Below are 15,750 nucleotides of genomic sequence, written 5' to 3'. Positions count from 1 at the left end.
TTTTATATGCGTATTATTATATCAAATATATGGCTTGAATAGTTTTTTATGATTTTTTCGGAATACAACCTTCGTCCATTTCATCTTTGTTGTAGGAGAAGGTCCTGTAATCCAAGTATGAAATGGTATTGTGCTACAAATGACCATTGTTGAAATAGAGATAATGGCCGTTAACACAAATAGTAATAGGGTATATAATATAGTATTTTCTTGCAGCGTGAATAAGGAAAGAAGTTTTGTGCATAGTTGCAAGAAGAATAAGTGAGCTAAATAAGCACCATACGTGTAATTTCCAATGAAACGTAACGTTTTATATAAGAAACCACGACGCTGTACTATCATAATAGATAACACATACAGTATGATAATTTCGCATACTATATATAAAAACATAGATGGTTTTAAATAGGTAGAAACAGTTAAATGGATAGAGTTTGCTCCGTAAAAACTAAACAACTCATAATTGATGAATAAAAATAAGATGAAAAATAATATTGTTATAAGCGGGATATGTTTCATGACGAATAGCCGCCAAGTTTTTAGTGCTACAGCGGCAATGCCGCCCATAACGAAATAGAATGAGTAGAATAGAAATGATCGATCTGTATAATGTAAAATTGTTGAACTTGTTAATTTTTCTCCATTAAAAATATAGTGAGAAGAGAACCACATTAATAGAAAATATAGGCAAGCGAAAAAGGTCATATATTTATATATGTCTTTTTTATTTTCTGTTCGTTTTTGAAACCAATAAAAAAGTGTGCATAGTAAAGGGAACAATAAGTGAATTTGGAACATCATAATAACGTACCAAAGATGGGGCGCGGCTGTTCCGAGTAATAAACTTTTTATTCCGCCTTGTAATGTAATAAGATCATTTGTTGTTAATAAGTAAAGAATAGACCAAAAGAAATAAGGAATGAGTAAGTGTGTCGCTTTTTCAGAAATATATTCTTTATATACTAATTGCTTCGTATAGTGACGAATTAAGTGAAATCCAACGATAAATATGAATGCTGGTGCTGAGAATTTTGCAAGATTAAATAGCATGCCCATAATGAGGGATTGCTCAAGTAAGACATTTCCTTGATTCATTGTATATAATAAGGAACTTTGCAAAACGACAGCGAGAAATGCAATGCTTTGCAAAACTTTAAATTCAGGTGCGCTTTGTGTCATCGTGTTCATCTCCTTTTCCATACATGATTATAGTACGGAGAATGGATAATGGATGTGGAATATTTGTGAAGATTGTAACAAATTTGTGGCGAGAGGAGCTATCAACTTATCAACAAATAACGAAAGAAAGAGGATGCTCTAAACGAGCATCCTCTTTCTATTAAGCAAATTTATTTTTGATCCAATTCTTACCTTCTACAAGGCGAGCTGTCATTACCGCACAAGCGTTATCTGCTGTTACGTTTAACATCGTTGCAGGTGGATCAATGATTGTACTAATTGCTGCGATAATTGGCAGTGCTTCTGGCGGGAAACCGTATAGAGATACAATTAACATTTCACCGATCATACCGCCGCCGGGAATAGCACCCATTACTGTTCCTACTAATAGAGAAACAACAAGTGCGATTGCTAATGTTTTCGGTCCTTCGAATTCCATGTTGAAAATACCGAATAAGAAAGCAATTTTTAATACGCCACCTAAAACAGAGCCGTCTTTATGAAGTGTAGAACCAAGAAGGACAACTGTTTCGCGAACGTCTGAAGAAATACCCATTTTCTTCGTTGCTTCTAAGTTCGCTGGAATACTTGCGGCACTACTACAAGTTGCAAGTGATGTGACTGTAGGAGAGACCATGTTCTTCCAAAATACTTGTACACCTTGTTTGCGACCTGCAAGGTATGCATAGAATGTGAAGAATACAAAGAAATAAATTAGAGAAGCAGGATAGTATACCATTGCTGCTCGGAAGTAAGTTCCAAGAAGTTGTGGTCCGAATTCGCCAACTAATGCTGCAAAGTAAGCAGCAAGTCCGATTGGGGCGTAGTACATAATGAAAGATACAACCTTCATTGAAATCTCTGCACCAGCCTGTAGGAATGTAGCGAATGGCTTTCCTTTTTCGCCAACTGCTGAAGTTGCAATCCCCATTAAGATAGAGAAGAAAATAAGAGCTAACATATTTTCACGAGATAGTAACTTCGAGAAGTCAGATACTGTTAAAATACCGACGATTTGATCTGCAACACTAACAGCTTTGCCGGCTTTGTCAGGTTGTGTTAGTTCTAGTACAACACCTTGTGCTGGCGGGAATATTTTCACAACAATAATCATAAAAATAGCAGCTAAAATACTTGTAAATAAGAAAGTCCCAGCCATACTAGACATAATTTTACCGAAACGTTTTAATCCATCCATATTAGCAATAGACGATGCGATGCTAAAGAACACTAGAGGTACAACAATCGTAAACATTAAGTTTAAGAAAATGTCACCAAGCGGCTTTAAAGCAACTGCATCGGCACCCATGAAATAACCAATGAAACCACCAATTAGGATAGAAGATAATAAAATAAGTGGAAAGCGATATGCCTTCATAAATATATCCTCCTATCAATTAAAAAAAGTCATACTGAATCATTATAGCGAGTTAGAGTTCTCTTTACTAGGAGAATACGGATAAATGGAATAGCGCGAAAACCAAGAAATTTTTGTTTTTAAGCTCGGCATACAGCAGGAAATCTAGACATATATATTTGTAACCTAGTGGTGGCAAGGAGTGCACCATAATTTAGGTAGAGAAAAAAGGGGAGGGAAGCGGGATGAATATTTTACTTTGCTGTGCAGCGGGAATGTCTTCCAGTTTGATTGTTACAAAGATGGAGAAAGCAGCAGGGACAAGAGGGATAGAAGTAACAATCTGGGCAGTATCAGGTTCTGAAGTGAATAGTCATATTGATAAAGCTGATGTCCTTTTACTTGGACCGCAAGTACGTTATTTATTACCGAAAATGAAAGAATTATGTAAGGATAAAGGGATACCTGTTGATGTCATTCAATCTGTTCATTACGGACTTTGTAATGGAGAAGCTATCTTGCAAGCAGCTTTGTCAATGAAACCATGAGGAGAGTGGGATAGATGATACGGTTTTTAGAGAAGTATGTGATGCCGGTAGCAGGGAAGGTTGCAGAGCAGAGGCATTTACAAGCAATTCGAGATGGAATTATTTTAACGATGCCTTTCTTAATTATTGGATCGTTTTTCCTCATTATTAGTGCACTGCCGATACCCGGATATAACGAGTTTATGGCAGGTTTGTTTGGTGAGAATTGGCAGAGAGCTTTAGGGTATCCAGTTAGTGCAACTTTTAATATAATGGCTTTAATAGCTGTTTTTGGAATCGCTTACAGGCTTGGAGAGTATTATAAAGTGGATGCTTTAGCATCCGGGGCATTGTCGCTTGTGACGTTTTTACTTGCGACGCCATTTCAAGTTGCATATATTATACCAAGTACAAAAGAAAGTGTACTTGTAGAAGGCGCTATCCCAGCTGCATTAATGGGAAGCCAAGGGTTATTTGTAGCAATGATTATTGCACTTATATCTACTGAACTGTATCGATTTATTGTACAAAAAAAGATAATTATAAAGATGCCAGAGACAGTTCCACCAGCTGTCACGCGTTCATTTGCGGCACTTGTTCCAGGATTTATTGTTGTAACAGTTATTTGGATTTTACGCTTAATTATAGAAAATACTTCTTTTGGCAGTATCCATAATATTGTAGGACAAATTTTACAGGAACCACTTAGTGTACTTGGTGCTAGTCTTTGGGGCGCAATAATAGCAGTTATTCTCGTTCATGTTCTTTGGTCGTGTGGAATTCATGGTGCTACTATTGTTGGTGGTGTAATGAGCCCTGTTTGGTTGTCGTTAATGGATCAAAACCGAGTTGCTTTTCAAGCTGGGCAAGATGTACCAAATACGATTACGGCACAGTTTTTTGACTTATGGATTTATATGGGCGGTTCTGGTGCAACGCTTGCTCTAGTTGTTGGAATGTTACTATTTGCACGAAGTCAACAATTAAAAAGTTTAGGGAGATTGTCAATTGCACCTGGTATATTTAATATTAATGAGATGGTAACTTTTGGTATGCCGATTGTGATGAACCCACTTTTACTAATTCCATTTATATTAGTTCCAGTTGTGTTAACAATTGTTTCGTACTTTGCAATGGAATGGGGATGGGTGGCACGTCCGAGTGGGGCCGCTGTACCTTGGACGACACCTATTCTTTTTAGTGGATATTTAGGATCGGGCGGGAAAATTTCAGGTGTTATTTTACAACTTGTTAACTTTGCGCTAGCATTCTTCATTTATTTACCGTTCTTAAAAATATGGGATAAACAAAAACTGGCGGAAGAAAAGGGGGAGTAAAGAACTACAATGGATACGATAGAGACGAAAGCTTTTCATTTAATCTTGCATGGGGGAAACGCGAGAAGTTGTTCAATGGAAGCAATTGATTGTGCGAAGCGTGGGGAGTTTACAGAAGCTGAAGCTAAATTACAAGAAGCACTAGAGGAATTAAAAGAGGCGCACCGTGTACAAACGGAGCTTATCCAGAAAGAAGCTGGTGGCGAAAAGACCGAAGTTACTCTTTTAATGGTACACGCGCAAGATCATTTAATGAATGCAATTACGGTGAAAGAATTAGCGAGTGAGTTTGTAGAGTTATATAGGAAGATGTCGGTGGATGAATGAACCTTGCTTATGCAAGGTTTTTTTATCTTGAATTAACGGGCAGTAAAACACCCACTAATTAAAATTTCATTTTATGTATGTGCCTGTACCATCAGCGAAATGTTCATCCCACTGATGGTATTTTACAATCCTCCTTTTTTCGGATGAGTAAGAGTTATAATTAATCGGCAGTAACAATTTCTCCTATACCACGAATTAATCTTTTTATATGCATCCGCTCCGGTTTTAATATATTTACGATATAATCAATCGATATTTGTGGTTCAACGGTTGTACCGCAAGTATAACAGTCAATAGCTGCAAAATTTTGTTCCGGGTAAGTGTGAATGGAAAGATGGCTTTCTGATAATAACACTAATACAGTAACACCATATGGCTGGAACTCTTTTTTACTTACGTTTAAAACATGGGCACCAGAGTAATCTGCAGCTGTAACTAGATGATATTCTAAAAATTGCATATCATCTAATAGGGAAAAGTCCACTCCCCACAAATCTACTATTATATGCTTGCCAAAAGTAGAATATTCCATAGGGTAGCACTCCTTATTATAATATTGTCAAAACTTCATTTCCTGTTTGTAGCATTGATGTAAGATAAGATTTGATTCTGAATTTAAAAGAGCGAGGTTACGTTGTTCTAAATGTTCTTCTTTAAATTGAAATAAAGGAAAAAGAAGAGCAGGCAATGTTCGAGGAGTTGGTACTACATATAATTGTTCAATTTGATCGAGTACATGTGCAGAATTAGTAGCAAGATGAAATCCCCAGTCAGATCCGAAAGAAGGAACGATTGTATGATAACTCTTCACAGTTAATCCAGCGTGTTCAATTGTATTACCGATACTCCAATATACTAGAGGTGCATCAGCAGGTGAATTAGATTGACAGACGAAAGCACCATCTTCTGTTAAGAATGTAGCTATACGAGCAAATAGTTCGCTTGTATATAAAGTACTTAATAATTCTGTCGCTGGGTCTGGAAAATCAATAATGATTACATCGTATAAAGATGAAGGTGAATTTAGAAATTCTTTTGCATCGCATACGTGCACGTTCACACGATTATCAAAAAAAGCATTTTTGTTTAAAGATACTATTTCTGGAACATTACGTGCCATATTAATCATTGCCTCGTCTAAATCAACAAGGTCTACATGTAGCACAGTTTCATATTTCAAAACTTCTCGTAAGGCAAGGCCATCGCCACCACCTAATATGAGAACACGTTTTGGATCAATTACTTTTGCCATAATCGGATGTACAAGTGCTTCATGATAAATTTGCTCATCAACGGAACTGAATTGTAGTTGCTTGTCCAAGTATAAGCGAACATCGTTTACTTGGACTAAATTAATATTTTGATAATTACTCTTTTCTTCAAATAGGCTCGTATGTTCACCAGCGTGTATTTCCTTTAGAGAAATTTCATCCCACACATCTAAGCTGTGTGAATCTGTAGGTACTATAGTTACATTTTCCGATTGTACTTGCTTATCTTGCTTATTCTGCTCATCCTGTTTGTCCTGTTTGTCTTGTATATCATGCTTGTCCTGCTGTTCTAGTTCAAATTTGTCAGAGTCTAATTCAGAACGCTTGTCTTTTTTATAGCTTGTTATTCTATAAATCTTTATTTTGCTTTGTTTTCTATGTTTTGGCATAGGAATCCCCTTTCGAATTGTGTTATTTTATTCTATTTTATTTTATGTAATCTAGTAGAGTTTGCTTGGACAATAGAATAGATAGAAGACTGAGCCCAAGAAAATGTTGTTTTTTACTAGATTCCTACGATAAAAAAGTTTTTTTAGTGTTTTTTCATATTAAACATAACTAGACAACTAAACACTAATCTATTTTCATACAGTTATGTGTTAAAAGCGTGTTGTTTTATAACACACTGTGTGTTTTTTGGACGACACACTAATTGAAAGCGTTAACACACAAAGAAAATAGTCGAAAAAGTGCTGATTTTAGTGGTTTTAAAAAGTTGGCACGCTAATTGCATTAATAAATAGCGTAAAGAAAAATAAATAAAACATAAATTTTTTATACTACACAAGGGGGATTTTCAAATGAATATTTTATTATGTTGCTCAGCAGGGATGTCTACAAGTTTACTAGTTACAAAAATGGAAGCGGCTGCAAAAGCTCGCGGTTTAGAAGGCAAGATTTGGGCTGTATCTGGGGATGCAGTAAAAACGAATATCGATCAAGCAGATGTATTATTACTAGGACCACAAGTTCGTTACATGCTTTCTTCAATGAAAACGCTTGCTGATGAGAGAAACGTTGGAATCGACGTTATCAATCCAATGCACTACGGCATGATGAATGGAGAAGCAGTTTTAGATCACGCATTAACACTTAAAAAATAATTAGGGGGGAAGCGAAATGCAAAAGTTTATTGCATTTATGGAGAAATATTTAGTTCCAGTCGCAGGAAGAATCGGATCGCAGCGTCACTTAGTTGCGATCCGTGATGGATTTATCGCAGTTATGCCTCTTATCTTAGTTGGATCATTTGCAGTACTTATAAATAATCTACCAGTTGATGCATTCCAAAAACTTATGAAGGGTGCATTTGGGGATGTTTGGAAAGATATCGGCGGTGGTATGTGGACAGGGTCCTTTGCAATATTAGCCCTCATAGCCGCAGTTGGGATAAGTTATAATTTAGCGAAATCTTACGGTGTAGACGCGTTGTCAGCAGCAATTATTACATTCGGTGCATTAATTATTATATCTCCGACAACGCCAAAAGAAGGCGGTATTGATTTAGCTTGGACAGGATCACAAGGTTTATTCGTTTCTATCATTGTAGCTCTTCTTGTAACCGAGGTATTCAGGTTCTTTGTTCAAAGGGATATTACAATTAAGATGCCAGATGGTGTTCCACCAGCAGTAATGAAATCATTCGCAGCATTAGTTCCAGCATTCGTTATTTTAATCGTAACAGCAAGTATTCAGTTAGCTGTGAAATTAGCGGGAACAAGTATTCATAAAATCGTATTTGAAACAATTCAATTACCATTACAAGGTTTAGCAGGTACGTTACCAAGTGCAATTATTATCGCATTACTTATTCACGTATTATGGTTCTTCGGATTACATGGTCCTAATATTATCGGTGGTATTATCGACCCAATTTATTTACCAGCACTAGAAAAGAACATTAAATTATTTAACGATGGTATGTCTGCATATGATGTACCGCACATTTTCACAAAGCCATTCTTTGATGTATACGTATACATCGGCGGATCAGGTGCAACATTAGCATTCTTAGTAGCGGTAATGCTTGTTGCAAAAAGTGCGCAACTTCGTGGTGTAGGTCGCGTATCTATCGGTCCTGGTTTCTTCAATATTAACGAACCAGTTATTTTCGGTACACCAATCGTATTAAATCCAGCGTTAATCATTCCATTCGTACTTACACCGGTTGTATTAGTTATTACTTCTTATACAGCGATTTCTTTAGGGTGGGTACCAAAAACAGTTGCTTTAGTTCCTTGGACAATGCCACCAATCTTTAGTGGTTATCTTGTAGCGGGCGGAAGCATCGCTGGTGCAGCACTACAAGTGGTAAACTTTGCAATCGCGGTAGTAATTTACTATCCATTCGTATTAATGTGTGACCGTACTTATGTACAGGCTGCAAAAGCTGAAACAAAAGGAAGCGACAATTCAGTATCACTTTAAAAAATATTATTCTGGCGAGTTCTTATAGCTCGTCAGAATAATTACCTTTATATCATGTTCAAAAAGATGAAAAACATCTATATGAACACTAAACTATCATTAATAAATTCATACTTTAATAGACATGTTCAAACTGAAGGGGTATTTAAATCGGTTGAACCTTATAGAGAGGGCGGTAATTATGATGACTACAACAGAACAAATTCCATTCCAATTGATTTTAAATAGTGGTAACGCACGAAGCTTTGCGATGGAGGCACTTCAATTTGCCAAACAGGGGAAAATGGCAGAAGCAGATGAAGCGATGGTAAAGGCAAAAGAAGCGATTAATGAAGCGCATCATTTCCAAACAGAGCTCATACAATCAGAAGCAAGAGGAGAAAAAACAGAGGTTAGTGTTCTTTTAATTCACGCACAAGATCATTTAATGAATGCGATTACAGTGAAAGAATTAGCAGCAGAGTTTATCGATCTTTATAAAAAGCTTGAAGCGAAAGGGGAATAAAGCATGACTGGAATTAAAATTGCTACAATCGGCGGTGGATCTAGTTATACACCAGAGTTAATTGAAGGATTTATTAAGCGTTATGATGAGCTTCCTGTTCGTGAAATTTGGTTAGTAGATATTGAGGCAGGAAAAGAAAAGTTAGAAATCGTTGGTAACTTAGCGAAACGTATGGTGAAAAAATCAGGCTTACCAATCGAGGTACATTTAACACTTGATCGCCGTGAAGCATTAAAAGATGCTGACTTCGTAACAACACAACTTCGCGTTGGTTTATTAGAAGCACGTGCAAAAGATGAAGCAATTCCGTTAAAGTATGATGTAATCGGTCAGGAAACGAATGGTCCTGGTGGTTTATTCAAAGCGTTGAGAACGATTCCTGTTATTTTAGATATTTGTAAGGATATGGAGGAGCTCTGTCCGAATGCATGGTTAATTAACTTTGCAAATCCAGCTGGTATGGTAACAGAGGCTGTCCTTCGTTATACAAATATTCAAAGAGTAGTTGGTCTATGTAACGTTCCAATCGGAATTCGTATGGGTCTTGCAAGATTACTTGAAGTAGATGCGAGTCGTGTTCACGTTGATTTCGCAGGTTTAAATCATATGGTATACGGACTAGATGTATACTTAGATGGTGTAAGTGTAATGGACCGTGTGTTAGAGCTTGTGACAGATCCAGAAAAACAAATTACGATGGAAAATATCGCAGCGCTTAACTGGGAGCCAGACTTTATTCGAGGACTTCGTGCGATTCCATGTCCATACCATCGTTATTACTACAAAACACGTGAAATGTTAGAAGAAGAGAAAGAAGCTTCTGTTGAAAAAGGTACACGTGCAGAAGTAGTAAAACAATTAGAAAATGATTTATTTGAGTTATATAAAGACCCGAACTTAGATATTAAACCACCACAATTAGAAAAACGTGGCGGAGCTTATTATAGTGATGCAGCATGTAGCTTAATTACGTCTATTTACAATAATAAAGGTGATATCCAGCCTGTTAATACACGAAACAACGGAACAATTGCAAGCTTACCACATGATTCAGCTGTTGAAGTGAACTGTATTATTACGAAAGAAGGCCCAAAACCAATTGCAGTTGGAGACCTTCCAGTACCAGTTCGCGGTTTAGTACAACAAATTAAATCATTCGAGCGCACAACAATTGAAGCTGCTGTTACAGGGGATTATCATAAGGCGCTGCTTGCTATGACAATCAATCCACTTGTACCATCAGATAAAGTTGCAAAACAAATTTTAGATGAAATGTTGGAAGCACATAAAGAGTATCTTCCACAGTTCTTTAAAAAGGTAGAGAAGTAAAAGCGGCGCTATTTAGCCCGCTTTTTTTATTCTATTAGGAGGTATTATGATGATTAAGTTAATTGTAAATGCAGATGATTTCGGTCTTACAGAAGGTACAAATTACGGCATTATTGATGGGCATATAAATGGACTTGTAAATTCAACGACGATGATGATGAATATGCCAGGAACAGAGCATGCGGTACACTTAGCGAAAGAGTATAACCTACTCGGAGTAGGCGTACATCTCGTATTAACGGCAGGAGAACCACTGTTAAAGGATGTACCGTCACTCATAGGGGCAAACGGGTCGTTTCATAAACAAAGTGTTGTAAGGGAAGGGAATATAAATCCAGAAGAAGTTGAGAGAGAATGGACTGCTCAAATTGAGAAGTTTTTATCTTACGGATTAACACCAACTCATTTAGATAGTCATCATCATGTGCATGGTTTACCGATTTTACATGATGTTCTTGAGAGATTAGCGGCTAAATATAATGTTCCGATTCGTCGTTGTGAGGAAGATAGAGCGGTGCATCCATTTTCTGATGTGTTTTACAGTGACTTTTATGCGGATGGTGTGACGGAAGATTACTTTGTGAAGTTAAAAGAAAGAGTACAAGGTGAACAAACGGTAGAAATTATGGTTCATCCAGCTTATATTGATCCAGAGCTTGTGAAGCGTTCTTCTTACGTAATGGATCGTGTGAAGGAATTGCGTATTTTAACAGAGAGTGAGTTGCCAGAAGGCATAGAGCTTGTGAAGTTTTAATAGAAAAAACGACGGCTACATCATGCCGTCGTTTTTTCTATTTATAAAATGGACAGAATATATCCGCCAAAGGCTCCCAGTATAACGATAACCCAAGGTGGTGTTTTCCAAAAAGCTAGTAAGCAAAAAAGAAGCGAAGCGAAAACGAAATCTGAAGCATGTATAACTGTACTCGTCCAAATAGGATCGTAAAAAGCGGCAATTAAAATACCAACAACTGCGGCGTTAACACCAAGTAGTGCGCCTTGTATGAATGATATTTTTCTCACACTGTTCCAAAATGGTAAAACACCAATAACGAGTAAGAAAGCAGGGAGGAAAATCGCAATTGTTGCGAGTGTTGCCCCAAGCGTCCCGTTTAATACTGCTCCTATATAAGAGGCGAATGTAAATAGTGGTCCTGGTACTGCTTGTGTTAATCCGTATCCAGCTAGGAACTGTTCTTTCGTCATCATTCCGTTTTGTACGAACTCACCTTCAAGAAGGGGCAGCACGACGTGTCCTCCTCCAAATACAAGTGCGCCAGAGCGATAGAAACTATCAAATAAAGCGATGTAATAAGAAAACGGTCTTAATATCGGTAGCAGCAGTAATAGTCCAAAGAATAAGACGAGACAAGAAACTGCTATCTTTTTTGAAATAGGTACTTTTATATTTTGTGATTGGCTAATTGGTTGGTTGCGATATAAAAACCAGCCGATAAAGCCACATATTATAATAAGGATGACTTGTGTCCAACTACTTGGCCATAATAAGGCAATTGCGGCAGTTACAATCGCAATCGTCGCACGGTTGCGATCTGGAGTTAACTTTCGCGCCATTCCCCATATGGCATGAGCGACAATAGCTACTGCTACAAGTTTTAGTCCATGAATCCAGCCAGCACTTCCAAGATCGAACTGATTAAGGAATGAGGCGAAGAAAACCAAAACAAGTACAGACGGTAAAGTGAATCCAATCCATGAAATAATAGCTCCTAATAGTCCGCCTCTTAATAATCCAACCCCCATACCGACTTGACTGCTGGCAGGACCAGGAAGGAATTGACATAGCGCTACTAAATCTCCATAGCTTCGTTCATCCATCCATTTTCTTTTTTGCACGTATTCGTGGTGAAAATAGCCGAGATGAGCGACAGGACCGCCGAATGAAGTAAGTCCTAATTTAAATGAGACGAGAAAAATCTCTAATAATGTGTGAAAGATGTGTTTGTTTTTTTTCAAAATAACCTCCTATAATGTTTTTCTATGTGCATTATACAAGAGACTTTCAATCTACAGGAACGATTTTAATGTAAAGATTTTGTGAATCTTTTCTTTGTAATTAAAATTGAAAAAGTCATAAATGATTATGTCTAAACCATAAAGTAGTAGAAGTAGTGCTGGGAAATTTATATAAGGAGAATGCCTTATGACAACACATTTCTTTGCCAGGTTAACAGGTAAGAGGGAAGTGCCTCCTGTAAATACAGAAGCTTTTGGGGTAGCAGAGTTTATTTTTAGTGATGATTTAACGAAATTGCATTACAGAGTAATACTAAAAAATATAGAAAAGGTTACATCGTGTCAAATTCATTTAGGGAAGTCTACTCAAATTGGTCCTGTTGTTTTATATTTGTATGGTCCACTGGAGCAAGGGATTAGTTTGAACGAGGGAAGTATTACTGGTGTAGTGAATGTAGAGGATTTTGAGGGACCTTTACAAGGGAAATCATTTGTACATTTACTTCAAGAAATTATTCAAGCAAATGTATATGTTAATGTTCATACGAAATCACAAAAAAGAGGAGAAATAAGAGGGCGAGTTAGAAAAGTAAAGAAGTAGAGGAAAAGGCTGTCCATATGTTGGAACAGCCTTTTCTCATTATATAAGGTGCTAGTTTTAGCGATTATTGTCGGTAAATCGATATGTTTTGAAAATCGCCGATATAACTCACGTTACGGTCGATATTTTTAAAAACGGCCTCAATTAATTTTTAACAGGCTGATTTTTAATAAAGAAGTCCATAACGTAAAATACTTCGTCATCAGGTATTTGTATTTCAAATGTATTTTCAATCGGTTGCAATGCTTTTTTTACTTTCATATACATCCAGTATTCATCTTGTCTTCTTTTCTCTTTATCAGGGTGAGGAAGAAGGCTTTCTCCTTTTTGAAGACGGTCAACCATACAGCTCATATGCAGAATAACCCCCATTAAGCTATCAGGAGTTAGCTGTAAGGAAATTAATTCTTGAATTGTATTTAATGCGTAACGAATTGTTTTAATAAGTAATGCCCCATCGTTACGCTGCATTTGTTGTTCAAGAATATCCGCCATTTTTGCATATGTTTCTTCATACGTAATTAATTCTTGAATGGGCTGAATCGCTGTGTAGTTTACGATGTCTTGGAAATGATATGTTAAGCACGGCACTTGCACATCGAAATTCGTGACGATACAAATGATATTACGCTCTTTTTTTATGTTCTCGATCATTTTCGTTAAATCTTTTTCATGGACGATACTAATCGGAATAATTTCAATTAAGTCTTTATCAAATCGTAAATAGTTCTCTAACATTTTTTGAATAGCTAAAGCACTTCCTTCACCAGTTAAACAAGCTGTTAAAATAACAGATTTCATTGGAGAGAGAGGTTTTTTCTTTTCTTCTTGTACGTTTAAGTAAAACGGTGTTAAATTTTTTACTGTTTCATACAGCGCATCTAATGAATAACCGAGCTGAGCTTTTCGAGCTGCTTCTAGTGCATGTGGTGTGCTCGTCATCGAGAGAACACGTACAGGGATTTTGAACTCCGTTTCTAATATGTCACCGATATAAGCAAGTGACCCCATATCGACAAGTAAGAGAAGCCCATTTACATTTTGTAGTGTTTTCATATACACTTTCACACGTTCCAAGAAATCTTTCGGTGATTCGTGTAACGGCATATCAATACCGGTTACTTCCTCAATGCCGAGAAGTTCGTTTGCAACGTTTGCCATTTCAGTTGCGATGCCATTACCGTGTGCTAATATTAATACTTTTACTTCTGTTTGTGAGGCAGGAATTGGATCAACAACGAAGAACATTGTTAAAAAGCCAGCTTCATCAATAGGCATTGTTATTTTTAATTCTTCCTCCAGTAGTTGAATGCATTGCATAGCTACGGAAAAAGCTTCTTTATATTTCGTACGAATTTGATTTAATTGTGGGTGATGTATTTGTTTTCCGCTTTGTAAACGTTGTAGAGTTGTCTGTACATGTAAACTTAAAGCGAGAAATACTTTTTCATCAAACGTCTTAGATAAATGCTTTTCAGCAAGTTCCGCTATTTTTTCACATACGGAAACGATATTACGATCCACAATTTTAAAAACATTTTCATGGCTTGTTTTTTTGGATATTTGGTTAAAATATTGTACGAAAAAGCTTTGAACATCATTTTCTATTAGTAATTCTAATTCTTCCTCTTCAATACCACGTGCTTGAAGTTCTTCGTATTTATAGTCAATATAATCGTAAATAGAAGAGCGTTTTTCATCTTCTGTTTTATGATTACTCCAACCTTCCTCACCTGTAAATACAAATGTTTCATTTGGTATTTGGTATAAGTGACGGCTCTTCCTTTCAATGAACAACCCTTCTTTCATATACCAAGGTAAATCTGTACTTGAAACATAGACAGAATCACGTTTCTTTGTGACCAAATCAGAATAGGCTTTCGCACAGGCAATTTGAACATCTGTTTTTAATTGACCGATGTTATTGGGACAATTGTAAAAGACGAAAGCACGCATTGCATTTGGGCTAACGTGAATGTCTTTTCGCAGACGAATTGCTTCATTTGTGAAAAATAGCTGTAGTAAAGCAAAGCGCTCTTTATGTGTACGCTCACGAAGTGGTGGCAGCGTAACAGTCATCGGTATACGTCTTGTAAATGTTTTTAATAAAAATGAATTTGGTTCTTCTGTTGTTGCAGTAATGATTAATACTTGTGCTTTACGTTCGTTCTCTGTTTCTCCAAGGCGGCGGTATACTCCGCGGTCAATAAAGGTGAAAAGCATTTCTTGTCCCTCTGGAGGCAGGCGATGTACTTCATCTAAGAAAAGAATTCCTTCATGTGCTTTTTCAATTAACCCTTTTTGATCACTTGCTCCTGTATAAGCTCCTTTTTTAATCCCAAATAATTGCCCGAGTAGTAACTGTGGATTATTTGCATAATCAGCACAGTTAAAGACGATAAATGGTGCATCTTTGGGAAGCTGTTCAACTTCAATTGCATATTCGTGCATTAAAGAAGCAAACATAGACTTTCCGACCCCTGTTTCTCCCAGTAGTAAAGTATGCATACCGTTTGGAGGATAGAGAATAGAAGCTTTCGCTTTTTCAATTGCAATTTTAAGGCTCGTATTTTCAATTGCAAATGTATCCAATGAAGTTATGTCTTTTGAATGCGTTTCCAACGAAGTGTTCGTTTCTATGTAAAAACGAACAGGTCGCGTATTTGTTTTTAATAAACGTTTATCTTTTACAAGTTTGTTTAAATCGCTACTTACATTGGCGCGATCTAGTTGCAGAAATGTAGCGAGTTCTGATGCGGTTACACCTTCTGTATAATTGCCTTTTTGTATTGCGTTAAAAATGAGATCTATTCGTTTCATTTCTATTCACCTCGAAACTTCATCACTATTTAAAATTTTACACAAAAATGGGAAGGGTGGGAAGAGAAAAATAAAACAGCTTTAGCACATAGG

General features: G+C 36.8%; 15 protein-coding genes. 9 read left to right on the top strand and 6 right to left on the bottom strand.

Annotated elements, in window-relative coordinates:
* Nucleotides 1-21: 21 nt before the first annotated feature.
* Nucleotides 22-1,179 (bottom strand): acyltransferase, encoded by a 1,158-nt coding sequence (locus V6946_RS27900; protein WP_000194334.1) that lies wholly within the window; start codon nucleotides 1,177-1,179, stop codon nucleotides 22-24.
* Between the two features lie 160 nt (nucleotides 1,180-1,339).
* Nucleotides 1,340-2,557 carry a dicarboxylate/amino acid:cation symporter gene (locus V6946_RS27895; protein WP_000649362.1) on the bottom strand — a complete coding sequence of 406 codons (1,218 nt, stop codon included), beginning with the start codon at nucleotides 2,555-2,557 and terminating at the stop codon, nucleotides 1,340-1,342.
* Between the two features lie 224 nt (nucleotides 2,558-2,781).
* Between V6946_RS27895 and V6946_RS27890 the strand changes: the two genes are divergently transcribed.
* From V6946_RS27890 to V6946_RS27880, 3 genes are read left to right on the top strand one after another with little or no spacing between them, the layout of a single operon-like run.
* Entirely contained in the window at nucleotides 2,782-3,084 is a 303-nt protein-coding gene (locus V6946_RS27890; protein WP_366981937.1) for a PTS sugar transporter subunit IIB, read from the top strand.
* A 14-nt stretch (nucleotides 3,085-3,098) separates the two neighbouring features.
* On the top strand, nucleotides 3,099-4,400 hold the full coding sequence (gene celB, locus V6946_RS27885; protein WP_000617789.1) for a PTS cellobiose transporter subunit IIC: 1,302 nt from the start codon (nucleotides 3,099-3,101) through the stop codon (nucleotides 4,398-4,400).
* A gap of 9 nt (nucleotides 4,401-4,409) precedes the next feature.
* Nucleotides 4,410-4,727 carry a PTS lactose/cellobiose transporter subunit IIA gene (locus tag V6946_RS27880; RefSeq protein WP_000379645.1) on the top strand — a complete coding sequence of 106 codons (318 nt, stop codon included), beginning with the start codon at nucleotides 4,410-4,412 and terminating at the stop codon, nucleotides 4,725-4,727.
* Nucleotides 4,728-4,887: 160 nt separating this feature from the next.
* On the opposite strand, the gene speD is transcribed toward V6946_RS27880, so the two are convergent.
* Nucleotides 4,888-5,259, bottom strand: a complete 372-nt coding sequence (speD, locus tag V6946_RS27875) for an adenosylmethionine decarboxylase (protein WP_000456823.1) — start codon at nucleotides 5,257-5,259, stop codon at nucleotides 4,888-4,890.
* Nucleotides 5,260-5,286: 27 nt separating this feature from the next.
* Entirely contained in the window at nucleotides 5,287-6,387 is a 1,101-nt protein-coding gene (locus V6946_RS27870) for a polyamine aminopropyltransferase (RefSeq protein ID WP_366981936.1), read from the bottom strand.
* 411 nt (nucleotides 6,388-6,798) lie between these two features.
* Between V6946_RS27870 and V6946_RS27865 the strand changes: the two genes are divergently transcribed.
* The 5 genes from V6946_RS27865 to chbG all read left to right on the top strand — a co-directional run bounded on the left by V6946_RS27865 (nucleotide 6,799) and on the right by chbG (nucleotide 11,013).
* A complete protein-coding gene (locus tag V6946_RS27865) occupies nucleotides 6,799-7,101 on the top strand; it encodes a PTS sugar transporter subunit IIB (protein WP_001023569.1) in 303 nt (100 codons plus the stop codon).
* 16 nt (nucleotides 7,102-7,117) lie between these two features.
* Nucleotides 7,118-8,425, top strand: coding sequence for a PTS cellobiose transporter subunit IIC (celB, locus tag V6946_RS27860; RefSeq protein ID WP_001168854.1), 1,308 nt, complete (start codon nucleotides 7,118-7,120; stop codon nucleotides 8,423-8,425).
* Between the two features lie 181 nt (nucleotides 8,426-8,606).
* Nucleotides 8,607-8,930 carry a PTS lactose/cellobiose transporter subunit IIA gene (locus V6946_RS27855; protein WP_366981935.1) on the top strand — a complete coding sequence of 108 codons (324 nt, stop codon included), beginning with the start codon at nucleotides 8,607-8,609 and terminating at the stop codon, nucleotides 8,928-8,930.
* A 3-nt stretch (nucleotides 8,931-8,933) separates the two neighbouring features.
* Nucleotides 8,934-10,259: a 6-phospho-beta-glucosidase gene (celF, locus tag V6946_RS27850; protein ID WP_000145762.1), complete on the top strand. Its 1,326-nt coding sequence runs from the start codon at nucleotides 8,934-8,936 to the stop codon at nucleotides 10,257-10,259.
* Nucleotides 10,260-10,308: 49 nt separating this feature from the next.
* Nucleotides 10,309-11,013 (top strand): chitin disaccharide deacetylase, encoded by a 705-nt coding sequence (chbG, locus tag V6946_RS27845; protein WP_033691840.1) that lies wholly within the window; start codon nucleotides 10,309-10,311, stop codon nucleotides 11,011-11,013.
* Between the two features lie 41 nt (nucleotides 11,014-11,054).
* On the opposite strand, the gene V6946_RS27840 is transcribed toward chbG, so the two are convergent.
* The gene (locus tag V6946_RS27840; protein ID WP_006917638.1) at nucleotides 11,055-12,236 is read right to left on the bottom strand and encodes a chromate transporter; all 1,182 of its coding nucleotides are present in this window, start codon (nucleotides 12,234-12,236) and stop codon (nucleotides 11,055-11,057) included.
* Between the two features lie 187 nt (nucleotides 12,237-12,423).
* On the opposite strand from V6946_RS27840, the gene exsM reads away from it, so the two are divergent.
* Nucleotides 12,424-12,837: an exosporium regulatory protein ExsM gene (gene exsM / locus V6946_RS27835; protein ID WP_000207046.1), complete on the top strand. Its 414-nt coding sequence runs from the start codon at nucleotides 12,424-12,426 to the stop codon at nucleotides 12,835-12,837.
* A gap of 144 nt (nucleotides 12,838-12,981) precedes the next feature.
* Here the strand turns inward: exsM and V6946_RS27830 are convergent, their stop codons facing one another.
* Nucleotides 12,982-15,657, bottom strand: coding sequence for a sigma-54-dependent transcriptional regulator (locus V6946_RS27830; protein WP_197323705.1), 2,676 nt, complete (start codon nucleotides 15,655-15,657; stop codon nucleotides 12,982-12,984).
* Nucleotides 15,658-15,750: the final 93 nt, after the last annotated feature.

The organism is Bacillus sp. PPSBB_2, assembly GCF_045291115.1.
Taxonomy (GTDB): Bacteria; Bacillota; Bacilli; order Bacillales; family Bacillaceae_G; genus Bacillus_A; species Bacillus_A cereus.
This window is presented reverse-complemented; position numbering and strand designations above follow the sequence as displayed.

Coding starts and splice junctions, on each gene's coding strand:
- speD (WP_000456823.1), bottom strand. CDS start 5,259: ATGGAATATTCTACTTTTGGCAAGCATATAATAGTAGATTTGTGGGGA.
- exsM (WP_000207046.1), top strand. CDS start 12,424: ATGACAACACATTTCTTTGCCAGGTTAACAGGTAAGAGGGAAGTGCCT.
- V6946_RS27890 (WP_366981937.1), top strand. CDS start 2,782: ATGAATATTTTACTTTGCTGTGCAGCGGGAATGTCTTCCAGTTTGATT.
- V6946_RS27865 (WP_001023569.1), top strand. CDS start 6,799: ATGAATATTTTATTATGTTGCTCAGCAGGGATGTCTACAAGTTTACTA.
- celB (WP_000617789.1), top strand. CDS start 3,099: ATGATACGGTTTTTAGAGAAGTATGTGATGCCGGTAGCAGGGAAGGTT.
- V6946_RS27855 (WP_366981935.1), top strand. CDS start 8,607: ATGATGACTACAACAGAACAAATTCCATTCCAATTGATTTTAAATAGT.
- V6946_RS27895 (WP_000649362.1), bottom strand. CDS start 2,557: ATGAAGGCATATCGCTTTCCACTTATTTTATTATCTTCTATCCTAATT.
- celB (WP_001168854.1), top strand. CDS start 7,118: ATGCAAAAGTTTATTGCATTTATGGAGAAATATTTAGTTCCAGTCGCA.
- V6946_RS27900 (WP_000194334.1), bottom strand. CDS start 1,179: ATGACACAAAGCGCACCTGAATTTAAAGTTTTGCAAAGCATTGCATTT.
- V6946_RS27880 (WP_000379645.1), top strand. CDS start 4,410: ATGGATACGATAGAGACGAAAGCTTTTCATTTAATCTTGCATGGGGGA.
- celF (WP_000145762.1), top strand. CDS start 8,934: ATGACTGGAATTAAAATTGCTACAATCGGCGGTGGATCTAGTTATACA.
- V6946_RS27870 (WP_366981936.1), bottom strand. CDS start 6,387: ATGCCAAAACATAGAAAACAAAGCAAAATAAAGATTTATAGAATAACA.
- chbG (WP_033691840.1), top strand. CDS start 10,309: ATGATTAAGTTAATTGTAAATGCAGATGATTTCGGTCTTACAGAAGGT.
- V6946_RS27830 (WP_197323705.1), bottom strand. CDS start 15,657: ATGAAACGAATAGATCTCATTTTTAACGCAATACAAAAAGGCAATTAT.